At 39.1% G+C, this 20,682-nt stretch carries 16 protein-coding genes, 5 tRNA genes and 1 pseudogene; 13 read left to right on the top strand and 9 right to left on the bottom strand.

What is annotated here, in order from left to right:
- Nucleotides 1-550 (bottom strand): annotated as a pseudogene (locus tag ESZ39_RS04590) (hypothetical protein); the annotation flags it as partial.
- A gap of 450 nt (nucleotides 551-1,000) precedes the next feature.
- On the opposite strand from ESZ39_RS04590, the gene ESZ39_RS04595 reads away from it, so the two are divergent.
- On the top strand, nucleotides 1,001-2,341 hold the full coding sequence (locus tag ESZ39_RS04595; protein WP_146878616.1) for a dicarboxylate/amino acid:cation symporter: 1,341 nt from the start codon (nucleotides 1,001-1,003) through the stop codon (nucleotides 2,339-2,341).
- A gap of 362 nt (nucleotides 2,342-2,703) precedes the next feature.
- Here the strand turns inward: ESZ39_RS04595 and kdsA are convergent, their stop codons facing one another.
- The 7 genes from kdsA to hemA all read right to left on the bottom strand — a co-directional run bounded on the left by kdsA (nucleotide 2,704) and on the right by hemA (nucleotide 9,622).
- Nucleotides 2,704-3,549: a 3-deoxy-8-phosphooctulonate synthase gene (kdsA, locus tag ESZ39_RS04600; RefSeq protein ID WP_411266854.1), complete on the bottom strand. Its 846-nt coding sequence runs from the start codon at nucleotides 3,547-3,549 to the stop codon at nucleotides 2,704-2,706.
- 35 nt (nucleotides 3,550-3,584) lie between these two features.
- Complete coding sequence (locus tag ESZ39_RS04605) at nucleotides 3,585-4,847, bottom strand: DUF819 domain-containing protein (protein ID WP_146878618.1); 1,263 nt, start codon at nucleotides 4,845-4,847, stop codon at nucleotides 3,585-3,587.
- An 86-nt stretch (nucleotides 4,848-4,933) separates the two neighbouring features.
- Entirely contained in the window at nucleotides 4,934-5,734 is an 801-nt protein-coding gene (locus ESZ39_RS04610; protein WP_146878619.1) for a tetratricopeptide repeat protein, read from the bottom strand.
- A gap of 39 nt (nucleotides 5,735-5,773) precedes the next feature.
- Complete coding sequence (locus tag ESZ39_RS04615) at nucleotides 5,774-6,148, bottom strand: SirB2 family protein (RefSeq protein ID WP_146878621.1); 375 nt, start codon at nucleotides 6,146-6,148, stop codon at nucleotides 5,774-5,776.
- A gap of 38 nt (nucleotides 6,149-6,186) precedes the next feature.
- Complete coding sequence (gene prmC / locus ESZ39_RS04620; RefSeq protein WP_146878688.1) at nucleotides 6,187-7,026, bottom strand: peptide chain release factor N(5)-glutamine methyltransferase; 840 nt, start codon at nucleotides 7,024-7,026, stop codon at nucleotides 6,187-6,189.
- Nucleotides 7,027-7,076: 50 nt separating this feature from the next.
- A complete protein-coding gene (prfA, locus tag ESZ39_RS04625; protein WP_146878623.1) occupies nucleotides 7,077-8,165 on the bottom strand; it encodes a peptide chain release factor 1 in 1,089 nt (362 codons plus the stop codon).
- Between the two features lie 188 nt (nucleotides 8,166-8,353).
- The gene (hemA, locus tag ESZ39_RS04630; protein ID WP_146878625.1) at nucleotides 8,354-9,622 is read right to left on the bottom strand and encodes a glutamyl-tRNA reductase; all 1,269 of its coding nucleotides are present in this window, start codon (nucleotides 9,620-9,622) and stop codon (nucleotides 8,354-8,356) included.
- 266 nt (nucleotides 9,623-9,888) lie between these two features.
- Between hemA and lolB the strand changes: the two genes are divergently transcribed.
- The 11 genes from lolB to ESZ39_RS04685 all read left to right on the top strand — a co-directional run bounded on the left by lolB (nucleotide 9,889) and on the right by ESZ39_RS04685 (nucleotide 17,014).
- Entirely contained in the window at nucleotides 9,889-10,503 is a 615-nt protein-coding gene (gene lolB / locus ESZ39_RS04635) for a lipoprotein insertase outer membrane protein LolB (protein WP_146878626.1), read from the top strand.
- A 10-nt stretch (nucleotides 10,504-10,513) separates the two neighbouring features.
- The gene (gene ispE, locus ESZ39_RS04640; RefSeq protein ID WP_146878627.1) at nucleotides 10,514-11,374 is read left to right on the top strand and encodes a 4-(cytidine 5'-diphospho)-2-C-methyl-D-erythritol kinase; all 861 of its coding nucleotides are present in this window, start codon (nucleotides 10,514-10,516) and stop codon (nucleotides 11,372-11,374) included.
- A 123-nt stretch (nucleotides 11,375-11,497) separates the two neighbouring features.
- Nucleotides 11,498-12,445 carry a ribose-phosphate pyrophosphokinase gene (locus tag ESZ39_RS04645; RefSeq protein WP_081149333.1) on the top strand — a complete coding sequence of 316 codons (948 nt, stop codon included), beginning with the start codon at nucleotides 11,498-11,500 and terminating at the stop codon, nucleotides 12,443-12,445.
- Between the two features lie 310 nt (nucleotides 12,446-12,755).
- Nucleotides 12,756-13,373 (top strand): 50S ribosomal protein L25/general stress protein Ctc, encoded by a 618-nt coding sequence (locus ESZ39_RS04650; RefSeq protein WP_146878628.1) that lies wholly within the window; start codon nucleotides 12,756-12,758, stop codon nucleotides 13,371-13,373.
- 128 nt (nucleotides 13,374-13,501) lie between these two features.
- Entirely contained in the window at nucleotides 13,502-14,086 is a 585-nt protein-coding gene (pth, locus tag ESZ39_RS04655; RefSeq protein WP_146878629.1) for an aminoacyl-tRNA hydrolase, read from the top strand.
- A gap of 32 nt (nucleotides 14,087-14,118) precedes the next feature.
- Complete coding sequence (ychF, locus tag ESZ39_RS04660) at nucleotides 14,119-15,210, top strand: redox-regulated ATPase YchF (RefSeq protein WP_146878630.1); 1,092 nt, start codon at nucleotides 14,119-14,121, stop codon at nucleotides 15,208-15,210.
- Between the two features lie 1,201 nt (nucleotides 15,211-16,411).
- Nucleotides 16,412-16,488, top strand: a tRNA-Met gene (locus ESZ39_RS04665).
- 29 nt (nucleotides 16,489-16,517) lie between these two features.
- Nucleotides 16,518-16,602 (top strand) — tRNA-Leu (locus ESZ39_RS04670).
- Nucleotides 16,603-16,653: 51 nt separating this feature from the next.
- A tRNA-Gln gene (locus ESZ39_RS04675) sits at nucleotides 16,654-16,728 on the top strand.
- 69 nt (nucleotides 16,729-16,797) lie between these two features.
- A tRNA-Gln gene (locus ESZ39_RS04680) sits at nucleotides 16,798-16,872 on the top strand.
- A 57-nt stretch (nucleotides 16,873-16,929) separates the two neighbouring features.
- Nucleotides 16,930-17,014, top strand: a tRNA-Leu gene (locus tag ESZ39_RS04685).
- 526 nt (nucleotides 17,015-17,540) lie between these two features.
- Here ESZ39_RS04685 and ESZ39_RS04690 read toward each other — a convergent pair.
- Nucleotides 17,541-18,710, bottom strand: a complete 1,170-nt coding sequence (locus ESZ39_RS04690; RefSeq protein ID WP_223270236.1) for an FAD-dependent oxidoreductase — start codon at nucleotides 18,708-18,710, stop codon at nucleotides 17,541-17,543.
- Between the two features lie 471 nt (nucleotides 18,711-19,181).
- On the opposite strand from ESZ39_RS04690, the gene miaB reads away from it, so the two are divergent.
- Nucleotides 19,182-20,624, top strand: coding sequence for a tRNA (N6-isopentenyl adenosine(37)-C2)-methylthiotransferase MiaB (gene miaB, locus ESZ39_RS04695; RefSeq protein WP_146878631.1), 1,443 nt, complete (start codon nucleotides 19,182-19,184; stop codon nucleotides 20,622-20,624).
- Nucleotides 20,625-20,682 lie beyond the last annotated feature (58 nt).

Below are 20,682 nucleotides of genomic sequence, written 5' to 3' on the forward strand. Positions count from 1 at the left end.
TAAAACTGATCACTTCATTGGCTAAATCGCTGCCATCTGAGGCTTCAAAATGAATGGTAATGTTACCCGGGCTGGCATTAGTAATTGAGGTGTTATTGGTAAAACTGGTGATGGTTAATGCATTGCCGTCTTCAGCTGAGCCATCGCCTGCACTTTTAAACGTTACGGCATTAGAGTCAATACCGTCAACAGTAGCAGTAATTGAACCATCTCCACTACTTACACCAGCAAGCAAACCTATTTCAGCTTTACCATCAGCACCAGTGCTACTGGTATTAATGTCAGTACTAAAACTTGCCAACGCTGCATGGCTAATTGAGAAAGTAACTAACTTATCAGATACCGGTGTATTTCCTTGCATCACACTTACTGTCAGCGTTTGAGGTGTCGCTTGAGTAAGGTTTTTATCCGAAATAACTAAAGTAAGAGTTATAGCGTCTGGTGTACTTGCATCACTCTCTGAGGTTTCATCAAACTCACCACTACTACCGCCACAACCAACTAAAATTGCAAACAGTAAAATCAAACTAAAGTGTTGAAATAGAATCATAAAAAGCATTTCCCTATTGTTTTTATTATTTAATTGGCTCATCTTAACCTAATTTTTGTAAAAAGATCAGTGATTAGCATAAAAAATGTAATTTATTGAGCACTCCTTGCCTGTTAAGTTACTTAAATCGCTGCTATTTTAAGCATACGGGCTGTATTGTTTGTTTAGAAGCGGTCCTAAACAAATAGAAAGCTGTACTCTTGTTCAAGTAAGGCAATTCATTCAAAAAAAACAGCTTAAAATACCCATGATAAAAAGACTTTATTGCTGTTAACTCTGCGTTGTCCTAGTTCATGCCAAAGATTAAATTTCATTTACTTAGCTTAATTTAGTAGCAAACAAACCAGCAGTAAAAATAATCTCGTAAAATCAACAGCCAAAGCTTTAATCATTTGATTTCTGCTCGTCGCAACAACATAATAAGGTATCGTTCAATAAAAATAGAATAATATGGCTGAAAAAAAGCAAGCAAGTTTAACTGCTCGAATTGTTACCGGTATGGTTGCGGGTATTCTCACTGGCACAATTTTACAATGGTTAATGCCTGATGGCTCTGATCTCGTTATTCCTTTATACCTCTTTGATTTTTCAGTCCGCGGTTTTTTAGTTGATGGTGTTTTTGAAGTTATTGGCCAAGTATTTATTTCGAGTTTACAAATGTTAGTGGTGCCTTTAGTGTTCGTTTCGTTAATTTGCGGGACGTGTTCACTAAAAGACACCACTAAGCTAGGTCGAATTGGTGGTAAATCCATCGGCCTATATTTAATCACAACAGCTATCGCTATTAGCTTTGCTATGGGCTTAGCTTTACTGGTGAGTCCAGGTGAAGGCGTAAATATGACCGCAGGTACAACCTTTACCAGTCGAGAAGCCCCTTCACTTGCTCAAACCATTATTCAAATGTTCCCCAGTAATCCATTTGCCGCCTTTGCTCAAGGCAATATGCTGCAAGTGATTATTTTTGCTTTATTGTTTGGTATCGCCATTGCACTTTCTGGCAAACCGGGCGAACGTGTTGCTGCACTTTTTGAAGATATGAGTGTTGTGGTCATGCGTCTTGTTACTATCTTGATGAACATTGCGCCTTATGGTGTATTTTGTTTGTTAGCTGGTTTATTTACTGATGTGTCATTAAGTACCTTTGGCAATTTGTTAGAGTATTTCTTTGTGGTATTTTTTGCATTATTACTGCATGCCTTTGTCACCTACCCTGTTTTACTTAAACTATTCACCGGATTAAATCCCGTAATATTTTTAAAGAAAATGCGTGATACCGTTATTTTTGCATTTTCAACCTCAAGCAGTAATGCAACATTGCCCATTACCTTAGAGACAACGACAAAGAAAATGGGGGTTAAAAACTCCATCGCCTCATTTACTGTGCCATTAGGTGCCACCATTAATATGGACGGTACGGCAATTATGCAAGGGGTTGCTACAGTATTTATCGCACAAGTATTTAGCCAAGATTTAACCCTTACTGATTACTTAATGGTGATATTAACCGCAACATTGGCATCAATTGGTACGGCGGGAGTCCCCGGTGTTGGCTTAATCATGTTAGCTATGGTGTTAGAACAAGTCGGTTTACCTGTTGAAGGCATTGCGCTAATTATTGGTGTAGACCGCTTATTAGATATGACACGCACCGCGGTTAACGTGACGGGTGATAGTATGGTAACGATTATTGTCGGTAAATCTGAAGATCAGTTTGATGAAGCGGTGTTTAACGACCCTAACGCGGGTAAAAACATCGAAGATATCGACTTTCATCACTTGAATAACCGTTAATTATCAGACAGCTAACATACAAAAAGGGCGCTTAACAGCGCCCTTTTTCTTGGTAGTAAATATTTACAATAAACGATATATTTGTGGTAATACCAATCCCATTAAGTTATTGCTCACTTGTACTAGTTAAAATAGCTCAAGGCTGTGTTGCTCTCACTCCCAATAGCCAGCTATTGCTCAATCGAGCGCCTTACCTTGAGTTATTTTTCCTGCGCACAACAAGATCACAAACTTAATGGAACTGGTATAATACCAAGTCGTAACTGACTGTTGCTACCGACTTAGTAAAATTAACCATATTTAATTTACCTGGCGCTTAACCCGATGATATAAGCTTAATTTTCTAAGTCGGAGTATCTTATCTACCCTGTGATTAGTGGCTCAAAACCTTTAACTAACTCGTCTAACGCTTTCATTTGTACTAAATAGGGTTCAAGTTTATCCAAAGGTAAGGCACATGGGCCATCACACTTTGCGTTTAGTGGATCAGGGTGCGACTCAATAAATAAGCCAGCAATACCAATAGCCATACCACTACGGGCTAATTGCGCGGCTTGTGCACGCCGGCCGTCAGCTGAATCTTCTCTACCCCCTGGGCGCTGTAAAGCGTGAGTAGCGTCAAACATAACAGGCGCATAATTTTTCATCTCATCCATGGCTAACATATCAACAATTAAGTTATTGTAACCAAAGCAACTACCGCGTTCGCAAAGAATAATATCTTCTTTACCGGCTTCGCCAAATTTATTGATAATATGACGCATTTCATGGGCAGCCAAAAATTGTGGCTTTTTCACGTTAATAATCGCACCCGTTTTTGCCATGGCGACCACCAAATCAGTTTGACGAGCAAGAAACGCGGGTAACTGAATAATATCAGCTACTTCAGCAACAGGTCCGGCTTGATAAGGTTCATGTACATCAGTAATAATTGGCACATTAAATGTTGACTTAATTTCTTGAAAAATCTTTAAGCCCTCATCCAAACCAGGACCACGGTATGCGCTAACCGACGAACGGTTAGCTTTATCAAATGAGGCCTTAAAAACAAAAGGAATATTAAGTTTTTGGGTCACTTCAACATAATGCTCGGCAATGGTCATGGCTAAGTCTCGCGACTCCAGCACATTCATACCACCAAATAATACGAAAGGTTTATCGTTGGCGATATCGATATCGCCAAGTGAAATTAATTGCTTTGTCATCATATTTCCAAAATTTCTCTAGTAGATTAGCGGCGATTCTAGCTGCCAATAATTCTTAATAACTGGCCACATAGCCATGCCATATAAGTACCTAATGCATAACCAAAAACGGCTAACAAAACCCCAACAGGTGCAAGCGATGGATGAAATGCCGATGCAATAACCGGTGCCGATGCTGCGCCGCCAATATTGGCTTTACTACCAACCGCTAAATAAAATACCGGCGCTTTAATATACTTACGTACTGCAAATAATAAGCCTACGTGCACGGCCATCCATATTAAGCCAATCACCATATATTTAGGCGCTTCTACAATTTGTGTAATATCCATATGCAAACCGATAGTAGCGACTAAAATATAAAGAAAACTACTGCCAACCTTTGAGGCGCCTACCGCCTCTAGTTTTCTAACTTTAGTAAAGGACAGTGCTAAACCAATAGTGGTAACCAGTACGATGATCCAAAATAATTTACTGTGTAAACTAAATTTCTTTAACTCAGGATAGCTGTTTTGAAAAAATGGTACTAAATAATCAGCCGCTAAGTGTGCCAAACCGGCAGCACCAAAGCCAACCGCTAAAATGAGCATATAATCTTTCAGTTCAGGTTGTTTTGAACTTTCTTTCGTTTCAGCTTCAACTTTTTCAATCAGTCGGTCAATACTTGAGGTATCTGCACCATTTTTTGCGTCAATGCGCTTATGGTTCGCCGCCATATACAGTAAAATAGCCATCCAAATATTGGCAACAACAATATCTACCGTCACCATAATAGTAAATATTTTACCATCCGCACCATAAATTTCTTTCATAGCAAGCATGTTTGCGCCGCCGCCAATCCAACTACCCGCTAGTGCAGCCATACCTCGCCATACCGCGTCTGGGCCGGAAACCCCGATTAATTCAGGCCAAACAGCTGAAACAATTAACAGTGCCAGTGGGCCGCCAATAATCACGCCAACGGTACCAGTTAAAAACATAATAATGGCTTTACTACCTAAGCCGGCGATGGCTTTAATATCAATGCTAAGCGTCAATAAAACTAAACAAGCGGGTAATAAATAATATTTTGCTACTTCATCAACTTGACTGACTTGTGCACTAACAATACCAAAAGTATTTAATAGTGATGGTAACAAATAGCACATTAACAGTGCGGGCACATACTTATAAAATGAGCGACAAGCAGGGTTACTGCTGTTTGAGGTATAAAAAACAAAGCCTAAAATTAGCGCTAGAATTCCAAGTACTGTGGCGTCGTTGGTGATCAATGGCATGCTAGCCACAACTGAATCTTGCATTACTTATCCTTATAATTTTTCTAGGTTATGGTGTTATTATTCTTCTTCTAGATGACTCTTAAACCAACTTAAAGCAGTAAGTTTTGTTAATGCAATATGGTATCTGCAATTGAAATCTTATCTAACTGCAATTTTAATAGCTGCGCAGCGGGATCTTTGGGGCATTGCTCAACAAAGTATTGGTAGTCGTCATAGGCGACTTTAAAGCAATCGAGTTGATGTAATAAAAAGCCACGATCGCGACGTTCAAAGGGATCATTTGGATTTAGTGCCAATAGCATATCAACACACTTTAGCGCGTTATCATAAGCTTGTTCTCGTATAAAAGCCGCTTTTAGACTTGTGATATGTTCAAGCACTAGGCTTTCTTGTTTCATTATATCTAGAGTGACTTCAAATGGATCACCTGAAATTTCACTCATGCGAGTATCAAGCTCATGCCAATTTAGCGACTCACCGGTAACGGGGTCGAAAATAATGGCGTAACTGTCATCACAAATAATTCTTAACATGGCTTTTTCTGGTACAAAAACAATGTCCGTCTGACAATCACAAGCATTAGCGACATAAGCAATAAGTACCGATTTTAAAATCGGTGAAACTAGTTTATGCGTTAACGCTGATGACACCTGATATGACATTACGGGCCAATTTTGCTGCTGTTTATCGATAAAAAGTTGATCAATAAACAAAGCATTAATCAGTACCTCAGCACGTTCAATAGGATCTTGTATTTCATCCGTTTCGCCTTGGCAATAACCCACTAGGTCATCCAGTTCACTTTGAATAGCCGTTTTTTTGCCAAAAATAAACTCTTCTATTAATAAAAAAGTTTGTAATAGTTCATTTTCTTCAGATTTAATTTCTGATAACAACAAGTCGTTCATGCATACTCGATTAATGGATTTGGTAATAATTTTAGTGGCTTATAAGCCAGCTAAAAATACGGTTTCCTTGCTGATGGCGATACGAACAATTAGCATTACCCAGCCTATTGCGCCCAGAAAGCCAATAATTTGCATAGCACGATTTCGCGCCAATTTCAGGGTGTAGTAACCGGTAAAAATATAAGCAAACACGGCAAACAGTTTTTCGGCAAACCAGAGTTGTTCTATTGGATTTATCGCTAGCTGAATCGATAACGCAATCCCAAGACCCAGTAACAGGGTATCGATAATATGTGGGGCAATTTTCAGCCATTTCAATGTTAATTTATTTGAATGAGCTAACGTTAAGGCAAAACGAAAAGTAAAAAGTAAAACACTGATCACCGCAATGGTCATATGTAAATGTTTAAGCATGATGGATTCCGTTAAGTTAATTTTGTAATTTTTGTGCTTTATGCCGAGTAACAAGCCCAAGTAACTCGGTCATTGTGACTGTAATCTTTCATTGTTTGGATTTCGCTATAAGCTAAATCTGCTAAAATTATTTGCACCATTTTGCTTTGCTCAAAGCCATGCTCAATATACAAAAAGCCACCAGGCTTTAAAAAATTAAGCGCGTGGCAGGCAATAATTTTAATATCAGCTAAGCCATTGTCCGCAGCAACTAATGCGGTTTTAGGCTCGTATTTAACATCCCCTTCATTCAGGTGGTGATCATTCTCATCAATATACGGGGGATTGCTAACAATAATATCGAAGCGTTTATCTTCAGCAACCTGATTAAACCAATCACTTTGATAAATATTAACCTGTGTTAGCGCTAAATTATCAGCATTACTCTTGGCCAACGCAACTGCCTCATTGCTATAGTCTACCGCTTCTATTTGCCATTGAGGTCGCTCAGAGGCTAAAGCTAAGGCAATAGCACCAGTACCTGTGCCTAAATCTAAACAACTTAAGCGTGCTGCTCGATGATGAGTTAACACCAGTTCAACTAGTACTTCAGTATCTGGACGCGGAATTAATGTCGCAGGTGACACTTGCAGGGGTAATGACCAAAACTCACGCAGTTTAACGATATAAGCGATAGGTTCGCCCTGAACTCTCCGTAACATCAGTTCAGCAAATTGTTTTGCTTGGCTTGTAGATAGCTTATGCTCTGGCCAGGTTAATAAAAAACTTCGCGCTTTAGCAATCACAAAGCAAATTAATATTTCAGTATCTAATTTGCTGCTATCAGAGTAAGGCAACAAAAGTTGCTGACCAAAAGTAGTTAATTTAGCCAAGGTCATCGATGATAAATCTTCAACCGATAACCTTTGTGCTACAGCTAATTCAATCACTAATGCTGCTCAGCAAGCTCTGCTAATAGATCAGCCTGACTTTCTTGCATAATCGGTTCAAGTACTAAGTGCAAATTACCTTCCATGATTTCATTTAAACGATAAAGTGTTAAGTTGATACGATGATCACTCATACGCCCTTGCGGGAAGTTATAGGTACGAATTCGCTCAGAACGATCGCCACTAGCCACTAAGTTACGACGAGAAGACTCTTCTTCACTACGGCGTTTTTCATCTTCTATTTGCTGTAAGCGAGCTTGTAATACTGACATCGCTTGCGCACGGTTTTTATGCTGAGAGCGCTGGTCCTGACATTCAACCGCCACACCACTTGGAATATGGGTAATACGAATAGCTGAATCGGTTTTGTTCACGTGTTGTCCACCTGCACCAGAGGCACGAAAAGTATCTATTTTTAAGTCAGCTTTATTGATTTCAATGGCTTGTGACTCTGGAATTTCTGGCATTACAACCACAGTACAAGCAGAGGTGTGCACACGCCCTTGTGATTCAGTTTCAGGTACACGCTGTACTCGATGACCGCCAGACTCGTACTTCATTTGGCCGTAAACACCGACACCGTTAACTTTAACAATAACTTCTTTAAAACCGCCCTGCTCACTTTCGTTGGAGTTCATCACTTCGATTTTCCAACCTTGCTTTTCAGCATAACGGCTATACATACGAAATAAATCGCCAGCAAAAATAGCCGCTTCATCACCGCCAGCGCCAGCGCGAATTTCAACAAAACAGTTATTATCGTCTTTTGGATCACGAGGCAAGAGTAAAACTTGCAGTTCCTCGGTCATTTTCTCTACCGATTTCTTCGCCGACTTAAACTCTTCTTGCGCCATTTCACGCATATCAGGGTCTTCATCCTTGAGCATTTCTTCTGCCGCAGCAAAATCATTCTCGGCATCTTGAAAGCGATGAAAAGCAGAGGTTACTACTTCTAATTGTGAAAATTCTTTCGATAAGGCTTGAAATTTCTCTTGATTGGCAATCGTTTCAGGATCAGACAACAACGCTTGTACTTCTTCAAAGCGTTCGACAAGTATCTCAAGTTTTTGGTAAACAGATTTATTCATTAAATGATCTTATATAGTCAATGATTGATGAATTATCCGCGCATTATATTCGACTATGCGGGTAATTTATACTAAATAGGCGAGCAAGCAAGCAGTATAAAGAGCTTAGCTAAGAGTTTCAACGGGTGTGAAGATAGTGCTAGGTAAATTATTGCTCGCTTAAATCAATGACTGAGCAAACTCGGTCGCTATTCTTGATGGTCAATATCAAAAATATCGCGTAAATAAATAAGTCTATCTAACTCGCCACCTTGTGCGGCCGATTGAATAGCACTAGTAGGTGCATGCATAAACTTATTAGTTAGCTTAGTGGCAAGCTCAGCAATTACCGCTTCCGGTTTTTTGTTCGCTGCTAACTGTTGCATAGCTTTTTCGAGTAATTGGTCACGGTTTTCTAAACACTGTTTTCGATATGAAATCACGGTATCCTGAGTATTTAAGCCTCTAAGCCATGACATAAAAACAGATGATTGATCAGAAACAATACCTTCTGCTAATACCGCTTCTTTGCGGCGATTATTTAAATTTTTTGCAATAATATTTTGTAAGTCATCAACGGTGTAAAGAAATACATCCTCAAGGTCTGAAACCTGCTCTTCAATATCACGAGGCACAGCCAAATCAACCATAAACATTGGCCGATGCTTTCTTTTCATTAAGGCCTTTTCCACCATACCTTTACCTATAATGGGTAAAGTACTGCCGGTAGAGCTGATGACAATATCAGCGCTGGACATCATTTCTGGGATTTGTGCCAGCGTTATAACATCGGCACCAAATTTTTTCGCCATATTTTCAGCGCGAATTAAGGTCCGGTTTGCCACAGTAATGTGGCCAACATTATTTTCATATAAGTGCTTAGCGACTAATTCGATAGTTTCCCCAGCACCCACTAACAAGACCCGAGTTTTATCTAAACTGGCAAAAATGTGTTTTGCTAAATTAACCGCAGCAAAAGCAACAGAAACCGCACTTGCGCCTATTTCGGTATCAGTTCTCACTTGTTTAGCAACGCCAAACGTACGTTGAAAAAGACGGTCCATCACTAACGCCATTGAACCGGCCGCTTTAGCTTGTTTGTAGGCTTGTTTCATTTGCCCTAATATTTGTGGCTCTCCCAGTACGAGGGAGTCTAAGCCACAAGCAACACGCATCATATGATTAACGGCTTGTTGATCTTGATGCCAATATAAACTGGGCGTTATAGTAGACGCAGGTACATTGTGATGTTGCACTAGCCAATGCACTAAACGCTCTTGCGTTAAGGTAATATCTCCCTCTTGTACGATATATAACTCAGTTCGATTACAGGTAGATAAAATCGCGGCTTCCTTGCAATCTACTGAATGAATCAGTTCCTGCAAAGCCGAACTCAAGTTATCAGGGTTAAATGATATTTTTTCCCTAATAGCCACTGGAGCGGTTTTATGATTGATACCTAATGCAACTATCGACATATGAATATATTGAGTCCAAAAAATGTTAATGGCCGGCAATGTCTGCGGCGGATGACTATTATCTTACGGTTGATTATACGCTTGTAATGGCTATTCGGCGCAATTATCAGTTAGATATTGAAAAAAACCTATGATCTGAGATAAAAAATCGCGATAATTTTACGTAAGATCACCTTAAATTGAAAGCATGCCGTCATATGTTTTCGTTATTTGTTGTTTCTCTTGATGAAGCAAAGCTTATTTAATTCGTTCAACTCAGGAATGCTATGTACAGTAAACGACTCATTACGCTATTTTTTGTCAGTATATTAAGTGCTTGTAGTAGCATCAACGACATACCCGTAGAGAAAAATCAAACAAACCAAGATATTGCTACACGCAACCAACAAGTATCACAACTAAATAGCTGGACCATCGCGGGGAAGATAGCCTTTATAAATAGCCAAAAGCGCCAAAGTGCGTCATTGCATTGGCAAAGAAATGCCGCGGATAAAACCGAGTCATTAAATTTATCGACTTTATTTGGTATTAAGGTCTTAGCACTTACTCGACAGCAAGATAACTTTGTTTTAGAAGTTGATGGCAATCTTTATAATACTAAAGATTTAGACCATTTAATTTATACACTTACCGGCTTAGATTTACCGACGCGTGCCATGAGTCATTGGCTGAAAGGTTTAGCTTTTTTAGCTACTGACAAGATAGATTACCATGCAAAAACTCAACTACCACAATCTTTAACCAGTTATTACAATAATAAAAACTGGTTGATAAAATACAATAAATATCATCACATTGGACCATTTCAATTGGCTAAACAGCTAACGATTATTCAAGGCGATTTACGGATAAAAATTGTCATTCATTCATGGAAAGTTTAACGAGGTCATCGTGAATAAGCAGCCATTTATTGCCTTTAAGTCACCAGCCAAACTCAATTTGTTTTTACATATTGTCGGCAGGATGGACAACGGTTATCACCAGTTAGAAACCGTTTTTCAGTTTTTAGATTACCACGACACCATAGAATTAAAAGTTACAGCGGATAAAGCCATAAAGCTGCTAACACCAATCCCCGGCGTAGCTAATGACGATAATTTAATTGTCAAAGCCGCACGGCTATTACAAAACTATAGCGAGTGTCAGCAAGGGACAGAGATTAAGCTAAAAAAACGCTTACCTATGGGCGGTGGCTTAGGTGGCGGTTCATCAAATGCTGCGACAGTATTACTCGCTCTAAATGCACTTTGGCAAACCAAGCTTACTATTGAACAACTGGCTGGTCTTGGTTTGAAACTGGGTGCTGACGTGCCAATTTTTATTCATGGTTTTGCCGCATTTGCCCAAGGCATTGGCGAACAACTAACCCCTGCCGCACCAAAAACTTATTGGTATCTAGTTTCTAAACCCAATTGTAGTATTTCTACCGCCAGTGTTTTTACTGCGAAAGATTTAACTCGAGATACGCCCACCATACGCTACAGCGATGATAACATCGAAAATTATCATAATGACTGTCAAACTTGGGTAATAAAAAACTACCCCGAGGTTGCCAAACTACTGGCTTGGTTGATAGAATACGCGCCGTCCCAGATGACTGGAACTGGTGCGTGTATTTTTTCACGTTTTAGCTCTAAACAAGACGCGTGCTACGTGCAATCTTTGCTGCCAAGCGGTATAGAATCATTTGTAGCCGAAGGACTAAATCAATCGCCCTTACATGCTGCAATTGCGGCAGTAAACGACAATTAAGTTCGGATAAAATTAATATAAATGCCATTAAAACTGGCAAAAATAAAATAATTTGCTGATATTTAACTCACCGTTTTATTCAGTATCGTAATTTAAATGTCAAAAGTTTCTGAGGAACTGACCGTGCCTGACATGAAGATCTTTGCGGGTAATGCCACCCCTGAACTGGCCAAGCAAATCGCTAATCGCTTATACATCACCTTAGGCGAAGCCAAGATTGGCAGTTTTAGTGATGGTGAAATTAGTGTTGAAATTACCGAAAACGTGCGTGGTGCGGATGTTTTTATTATTCAATCAACATGTGCCCCTACCAACGATAACTTAATGGAACTAATCGTGATGATTGATGCGCTACGTCGTGCATCAGCTGGACGTATTACCGCTGTTATGCCTTACTTTGGTTATGCTCGTCAAGACCGTCGCGTTCGTAGTGCTCGTGTCCCTATTACTGCAAAAGTTGTTGCTGACTTTTTATCAAGTGTTGGCGTTGACCGAGTATTAACGGTTGATTTACACGCTGAACAAATTCAAGGCTTTTTTGATGTGCCGGTGGATAACGTTTTTGGTACGCCTATCTTACTAGAAGATATGTTAGCGCGTAACATTGAAAATCCAGTGGTAGTATCTCCTGATATTGGCGGTGTTGTTCGTGCTCGTGCCGTGGCTAAATTATTAGACGATGCGGATCTGGCCATCATCGATAAACGTCGCCCGAAAGCGAACGTTGCGCAAGTAATGCATATTATCGGTGATGTTAAAGGTCGTGATTGTTTTATTGTTGATGACATGATTGATACTGGTGGTACATTAGCAAAAGCCGCTGAAGCATTAAAAGAACACGGTGCTAAACGCGTATTTGCTTATGCAACTCACCCAGTACTATCTGGTAATGCAGCTGAAAACTTGAAAAATTCAGTTATTGATGAAGTGGTCGTCACTGACTCAATTCCATTATCAGATGAAATTAAAGCGCTAGGTAACGTTCGCCAGCTTACCTTAAGTGGCATGTTGTCAGAAGCTATTCGCCGGGTATGTAACGAAGAATCAATTTCTGCAATGTTTGATGCTTAAGCGTTAATCAAAAAATATCATAAAAAAAGCACCTAGAGGTGCTTTTTTTTATTGTTATTAATGGTCAATTAAATAAGTTAATTACTCAGGCTTTTTGCCTGCCGCTTAAAATAAATATTTAAAGATAAGTAATGGATATCGTTTCATCGGGGTGTTATCATACTGCGCCTTTTTTAGCTAATTATGCTTGGTTAGTACCTCACTAATAGTGCTTCACTAATTAATCGCTAATTAATCGTCAAAAAAGGAGCAGGTTGCTTTTGGTCGCAAAAAGCAACAACCTTTAATTATTAAATAATGGATATAACCCATGACTGATTTATTTACATTGGATGCTGAAGTACGTACAGATTTAGGGAAAGGTGCGAGCCGCCGCCTACGTCACGCAGAAAAAGTTCCAGCAATTTTATACGGTGAAGGCCAAGAGCCTGTTTCTTTAACGTTAGCACACAGAAATGTTTTTCGTGCCCAACAAGAAGAAGCATTTTACTCTCACGTTTTAACAATCAACGTTGACGGCAAGCCTGTTGAGTGTCTTTTAAAAGACATGCAACGTCACCCGTTTAAACAACTTGTAATGCATTTAGATTTTTTACGTATCGATGCAACGCATGTTGTGCAAGTTAATGCTCCAATTCATTTTCTTAATGAAGAAGAAGCAGAAAAACTAGGTGGCACAATTGCACATCTAATGAATGAAATAGCAATTACATGTTTACCTGCTGATATTCCTGAGTTCATTGAGATTGATGTTGCTAACCTAGCCGTTGGTGAAACAATACATTTATCAAACGTTACTTTGCCTAAAGGCGTTACGTCTGACGAATTAGCTAAAGGCGAAAGCCATGATCAAGCCGTTGTTACTGTGAACGCTCCTAAAGTTCCAAATAGCGATAGCGAAGCAGCTGAAGAGGCTGCAGCTGAGTAATAGTTAACTTTACTCATGATAAACAAGCTTAAAGGGAAATGTTTTTACAACATACCCTTTAAGCTTTTTAGTTTTAAATACACTTGAATTTATTGACCTTAAGTTTAATAACAAGAGTAAATCATTAGATGGCGATTCAGTTAGTAGTCGGTTTAGGAAATCCAGGTTCCGAATACAGTAAAACCCGTCATAATGCTGGTGATTGGTTTGTTCAAGAGCTTGCTTCATGTCACAACATTTCACTAAAGCCAGAAAAAAAATACTCCGGCCTATACGGCAAAGGATTAATTGCCGGGCAATTAGTTCATCTGCTCATTCCGACCACTTTTATGAATTGTAGTGGTAAAGCCGTAGCACCTTTAGCCAATTTCTTTCGTATTCCTGTTGAAAATATTCTCGTTGCTCACGATGAGCTAGACATGTTACCTGGTGTTTGTAAAATAAAACAAGGTGGCGGCCACGGTGGCCACAATGGCTTACGCGACATTATTTCGTGCCTAGCCAATAACAAAGAATTTTATCGGTTACGCATTGGCATTGATCATCCAGGTCATCGCGATCGCGTTACTGGGCATGTGCTTGGAAAAGCCCCTGCTATAGAACAAAACTTAATTGACCAAGCGATAGATGAAGCTGCGCGCTGTTTTGAAATTTGGCAAAAAGATGATATTAAGAAAGCACAAAATCGTCTACATTCTTTTAAAGCGCAATAAAGCTTATTGCGTCAACATAATAGGTAAACATCATGGGATTTAAATGTGGTATTGTTGGCTTGCCCAACGTCGGTAAATCAACGCTTTTCAATGCGTTAACTAAAGCAGGTATTGAGGCAGCAAACTTCCCCTTTTGTACAATTGAGCCTAATACGGGTGTCGTACCTGTACCTGATCCACGCTTAGACGCGTTAACAAAGATAGTAAAACCACAGCGTGTATTAGCAACCACCATGGAATTTGTTGATATTGCAGGCTTAGTGGCTGGCGCTTCAAAAGGTGAAGGATTAGGAAACAAGTTTTTAGCTAATATTCGTGAAACTGATGCCATTGGCCATGTTGTGCGTTGTTTTGACAATGACAATATTATTCACGTTGCTAATAAAGTCAGCCCGATTGATGATATTGAAGTGATCAATACTGAATTAGCCTTATCTGATATGGACACAGCAGAACGCGCTATTTTTCGTTTAGCGAAGAAAGCCAAAGGTGGCGATCAAGACGCTAAATTTGAAATGCCCGTATTAGAAAAAATACTAAAGCACGTTGAAGACGGTGAAATGATACGGTCTTTAGTGTTAACTAAAGAAGAAAAAGCCGCTGTTGCTTACTTGAATTTTTTAACTATCAAGCCAACGATGTATATTGCCAATGTTAATGATGATGGTTTTGAAAATAACCCCTACCTTGATCAAGTGCAAAAAATTGCTGATACCGAAGGGGCAATAGTGGTAGCGGTTTGTGCTGAGATTGAAAGTGAGTTATCTGAAATGGATGATGAAGACCGTGTTGAGTTTATGGCTGAAATGGGCTTAGAAGAACCTGGACTAAATCGCGTTATCAATGCCGGATATTCCTTATTGCACTTGCAAACCTACTTTACTGCTGGTGTAAAAGAAGTCAGAGCTTGGACAGTGAAGCAAAATGCGACGGCGCCACAAGCGGCTGGTGTGATTCACACTGATTTTGAGAAAGGCTTTATCCGCGCAGAAGTAGTTGCTTATGATGATTTTATCGAGTTTAACGGTGAGTCTGGTGCGAAAGAAGCTGGAAAGTGGCGTTTAGAAGGTAAAGAGTATCGCGTTAAAGATGGTGACGTGGTGCATTTCAGATTTAATGTTTAATGTTTAATTTTTAATTTTTAATTTTTAATTAAAGCTTAATCAGCCCCAAAAAAAGAGAGCTCAAGCTCTCTTTTTTTTTCTAACATAACCGAACACTTAATCTATTTAGAGCTAACGCTAGCCCTGTGCGATTAAATAGACCAGTTTCATTTCAAGACCCCCTTGCAGAGCTAAGCTAAAAAATCAGATCAAGGCGCAATACATAGATAATGGTTGTTCTTGCCTATTATCTTTAATCCTTGCCTAGTACTAGTACTCATTGATTGAGTTATACCAATTTGATTAATTAAGTGATCTACTTTTTCATGAGGAAAAATGGATAAATACAAGGCATAAAATTTAGTAAGTAGTTATTCTACTTATGAATTTTATAACGCTGTAGTTATTCATTTTAACCATTAAAAATGAGCAGGTAATTAATCAACTTGGTATTATTGCCCACTTATGCTGGTTAAAGTACACCACGGCCGCGGTATTCTCTATAAAAATAGCCAGTAAACAATATGCTCCTGCTTATGCCACTGGCTTATACCAATCCCATTAAGTTATTGCTCACTTGTACTAGTTAAAATAGCTCAAGGCTGTGTTGCTCTCAATCCCAATAACCAGCTATTGCTCAATCGAGCGCCTTACCTTGAGTTATTTTTCCTGCGCACAACAAGATCACAAACTTAATCGAACTGGTATTACATCGACGTAGAAGCATTTATTCATGCCCAAGGCGATGCTCTTATATCGATGTAAGTCATTAACCTAATATAATACCAAGACGACTATAAAAAGCGACGTAAACACCAATCAGTGCTTTACCTAGATGAATGTCGATACTTATGCTTGGTCTGAAACAATAAACATCTGCCTTAATATATTTTTTCTAAGGTGCACAATAAAAACAAAAAATTAATCAAATTGTTATTATTAACTCAATAAGTGATAAAACACTTAACAAAAATTTAGTGTCCGCTAAAAAACTCCTGTTGTAAAAGCGGCTAAGGCAGCTATTAAATACCCTGATAAGTAAACTCATTAGAGTAGTCTACGATTAGGTTTGTCTTTTCGGGTTATTTTTGTGCAGATATCCGACAAATTGCACAGCGATTAGCCAAACAAGAAAAAAGTCTTATTTTTTGATAAAAAACGGTTGACGTAACGCGATCAGATTTGCATAATACGCGCCACTTGCTGAGAGGCAATACGGAAAGGCTACATAGCTCAGCTGGTTAGAGCACATCACTCATAATGATGGGGTCCCAGGTTCAAATCCCGGTGTAGCCACCACTTTACTCTTAGTAAGAAATAGAAGAAATGCGGGTTTGGCGGAATTGGTAGACGCGCTGGATTTAGGTTCCAGTATCGCAAGATGTGAGAGTTCAAGTCTCTTGACCCGTACCATTCTACTAACAACTGCCGTCATGGTATTTGTTGGAAAGTAAGTAACATTGTTGGGGTATAGCCAAGCGGTAAGGCAGCGGGTTTTGATCCCGTCATTCTGAGGTTCAAATCCTCATACCCCAGCCACTTTCTTTTATCTTTTAAGTTATTTGAAAGTCAATCAATGTTTCTCACTTTAATCTAAAAGTATCCAGTTGGGGTATAGCCAAGCGGTAAGGCAGCGGGTTTTGATCCCGTCATTCTGAGGTTCAAATCCTCATACCCCAGCCATTTTCTTTTATATTAATTTTTTATGGTTTCAATTTATTGAGATTACTACCTGAATATGCGGGAGTGGCGGAATTGGTAGACGCGCTGGATTTAGGTTCCAGTATCGCAAGATGTGAGAGTTCGAGTCTCTCCTTCCGCACCAATTCTATTTATACTTCCTAAGCATTACGCTATACGCAGTTACAACTAAATTTATTGCCCCATACTATTTTAAAAAAATCCCTTTCTTTGCAAAAAATAAACATTTTTTATATTAACCTAAGCTAACTCTCAGCTAACTCTCGGCTATTGATTTGCTTTCAAATTAAATACGCCCTCTAATACCAATCCCATTAAGTTATTGCTCACTTGTACTAGTTATACCAAGTTGATTAATTACCTGCTCATTTTTAATGGTTAAAATGAATAACTACAGCGTTATAAAATTTATAAGTAGAATAACTACTGACTAAATTTTATGCCTTGTATTTGTCCATTTTTCCTCATGAAAAAGTAGATCACTTAATTAATCAAATTGGTATTAAAATAGCTCAAGGCTGTGTTGCTCTCAATCCCAATAGCCAGCTATTGCTCAATCGAGCGCCTTACCTTGAGTCATTTTTCCTGCGCACAGCAAGATCAAAAACTTAATGGGACTGATATAACATCTTAAATTCATAAAACTCACTTTATACACCACAAGCATAGGCTAAGGCTTTATTTTTTAAGTTCGGCACTTTATTTACCATCATTAAGCCGGCATTTCGGGCTAGCTTGACTAAAGGTGATACATGGCCAAATGACAAATATAGTGCATCCATCGTGGTCATCATTAATAAGTTATCTGTTCTTCTTTTTTGTTGATAACGCGATAAGATTTTTGGTTGGTGCCATAACTCGCCATTGCCAATAGCTTTTGCAATAACATGCTGCAGGGCTTTAACATCTTTAAAGCCTAAATTAACTCCTTGCCCTGCCATAGGGTTAATCGTGTGTGCTGCGTCGCCTATTAACAGTACTCGGCCTTTCTGATATTGATTAGCATGTCGTCGTGTTAGCGGGAATGACGCTTTATTGATAATAGCTACTTTTCCTAAACATCTTGGAAAATGCTGCATTATTTCTTGTGCTAGATTGTCATGAGATAATGCTGATAAGCGCTTTATTTCATCTTTATTATGATACCAAACCAATGATGCATGATTTCCTGACATAGGCAGCATAGCAATGGGGCCGGTTTGAAAAAACTGTTGCCAAGTAATATCTTGTTGTGATTTTTCTGTCTCGACATTGATCAGCAGAGCAGATTGAGCATAATCCCAGCCTGTGGTACCAATATTAACCAGTTTACGGACATAAGAATTCGGACCATCGGCACCTATAACTACTTTAGCCTTTATTGTGCCTGACGATAAAGTTAACTCAACGTCTGTTGGACTTTGCTCAAGTTTAATTAAGGTTTCAGGACACAATAAAGTAATATGGCGATGTTGCTGCATTTGTTGCCATAACGAAAGTTGTAGCAACCTATTTTCAACAATATGACCTAAATGGCTTTGCTTGATATCTTGGGCATTAAATTCGGTATAGCTTTGCTCAATCTCCCATACTCCAAGACGTTTATAAGGGCACATTCGCCACTGTTGCAACTGCTGCCAAGCACCTAACTGTTTTAACAATTGCTCTGAGGCTAGCGAGATGGCTGACACCCTCAAATCAAAGGCTTGTTCAGGAAAAAATTTTTCTGGCACACTTTTTTCAATAATGGCCACACTTAATCCTAACTCAGCCAGTGATAAAGCACTTGCTGCTCCCACCATGCCACCACCGACAACAACACAATCAAATTGATTCATCATGATTTTTACAACTTTAAGAACGTTAGGTTATTCTACCCAACCTGATATCGTAATTCGATGTTTATGTGCCAGATTATGCAACAATACCTATCTGACTAATTTCCTAATTATTTCAACTGGTGAAAGCAACCCACAACTGCGTTATTTATTTAATCATCAGCACAACGAGTTATTAAAATAAATGCTGTGTATTTCCCAGTTTTACTTGGGTATAAAGAAGAGCTGCTCATTAACGACACGGATAAAACCCAAGTGAAACACTAGCAAAAAAACCTGCTACTAATCACTTAATGACCAAACTGAGCGCTTCAAAATTTTACTTACTAACCACGCTAGGCTAAAAAATTAAAACTTTTTTTAACCAAGATATTTCTAAGCTAGCATCATAGGCAAAGAAAGAGTAAAATATGCCTCCTTAAATTCTCTAGCAAAAACTAGAATCAATTCATAGAAAAGATTAGGCGCAAATCAATGAGTAAAAAGCTATATATCAAAACTTGGGGCTGTCAAATGAACGAGTATGACTCGCAGAAAATGGCTGAACTTTTAGACTCTACCCATGGCTTTGAATTAGCCGAAGCAGCAGAAGATGCTGATGTTATCTTACTCAATACCTGCTCTATCCGTGAAAAAGCACAAGAGAAAGTCTTTCATCAGCTAGGTCGCTGGAAAAACCTTAAAGTAAAAAATCCTGATCTCATTATTGGTGTTGGTGGTTGTGTTGCTTCACAAGAAGGTGATGCTATTCGCCAACGTGCTCCTTATGTAGATATGGTTTTTGGTCCACAAACCTTGCACCGTTTGCCTGAAATGATCCAACAAGTTACTGGTCATAAGGGCCATGTTGTTGATGTCAGCTTCCCAGAAATTGAAAAATTTGACCGTTTGCCTGAGCCAAAAGCTGATGGTGCTACTGCCTTTGTTTCTATTATGGAAGGTTGTAGTAAATATTGTACCTTCTGTGTAGTGCCCTATACCCGTGGTGAAGAAGTTAGTCGTCCACTTGATGATGTACTCTATGAGATTGCTCAACTTGCCGACCAAGGTGTGCGCGAAGTAAATTTACTTGGCCAGAATGTAAATGGTTATCGCGGCGATTCACATGATGGCAGTATTTGTCGTTTTTCTGAACTGTTACGCCTTGTGGCTACGATTGACGGTATTGACCGTATTCGCTATACCACATCACATCCCATCGAATTTACTGATGATATTATTGATGTTTACGCTGACGTGCCTGAGCTTGTTAGCCACTTACATTTGCCGGTACAAAGTGGTTCGGACCGCATTCTAACGCAAATGAAGCGTGGCCATACCGCTTTAGAGTACAAGTCACAAATCCGTAAACTGAAAAAAGTTCGACCTGATATTTGTATGTCATCTGACTTTATTATTGGTTTTCCAGGTGAAACCGATGCAGATTTTGAAGCTACCATGAACTTAATTAAAGCAGTGGATTTTGATTTAAGTTTCAGCTTTATTTACAGTGCTCGCCCAGGTACACCTGCAGCCGATATGGTTGATGACATTAGTGATGAAACTAAAAAGCAACGTTTACAAATTTTACAAGACCGTATTAGCCAGCAAGCGCTACAAATTGCCCGTCATATGCTTGATACCGAGCAACGTATTTTAGTTGAAGGTCCGTCAAAGAAAAATCCAATGGAATTACGTGGCCGGACAGAGAACAACCGTATTGTAAACTTTGTTGCTCCACATACCGTTATTGGCCAATTCGTTGATGTCAAAATCACCGATGTCTATGCCAACTCGTTACGTGGTGAATTAATTCGCCAAGAAAGTGAAATGGGTTTACGTATCGCCCATTCACCAGCTGATATTTTAGCTAACAACCATCACCAAGCAGAAAAAAATCTAGTCAATGAGCTAGGGGTAGCGACCTTTACGCCTTAAGCCGTTATTATTCATAAACGTAAATATTAAGGGCAAATAATTATTTGCCCTTTTAACA

The organism is Colwellia sp. C1TZA3 (assembly GCF_007954265.1).
Taxonomy (GTDB): Bacteria; Pseudomonadota; Gammaproteobacteria; order Enterobacterales; family Alteromonadaceae; genus Cognaticolwellia.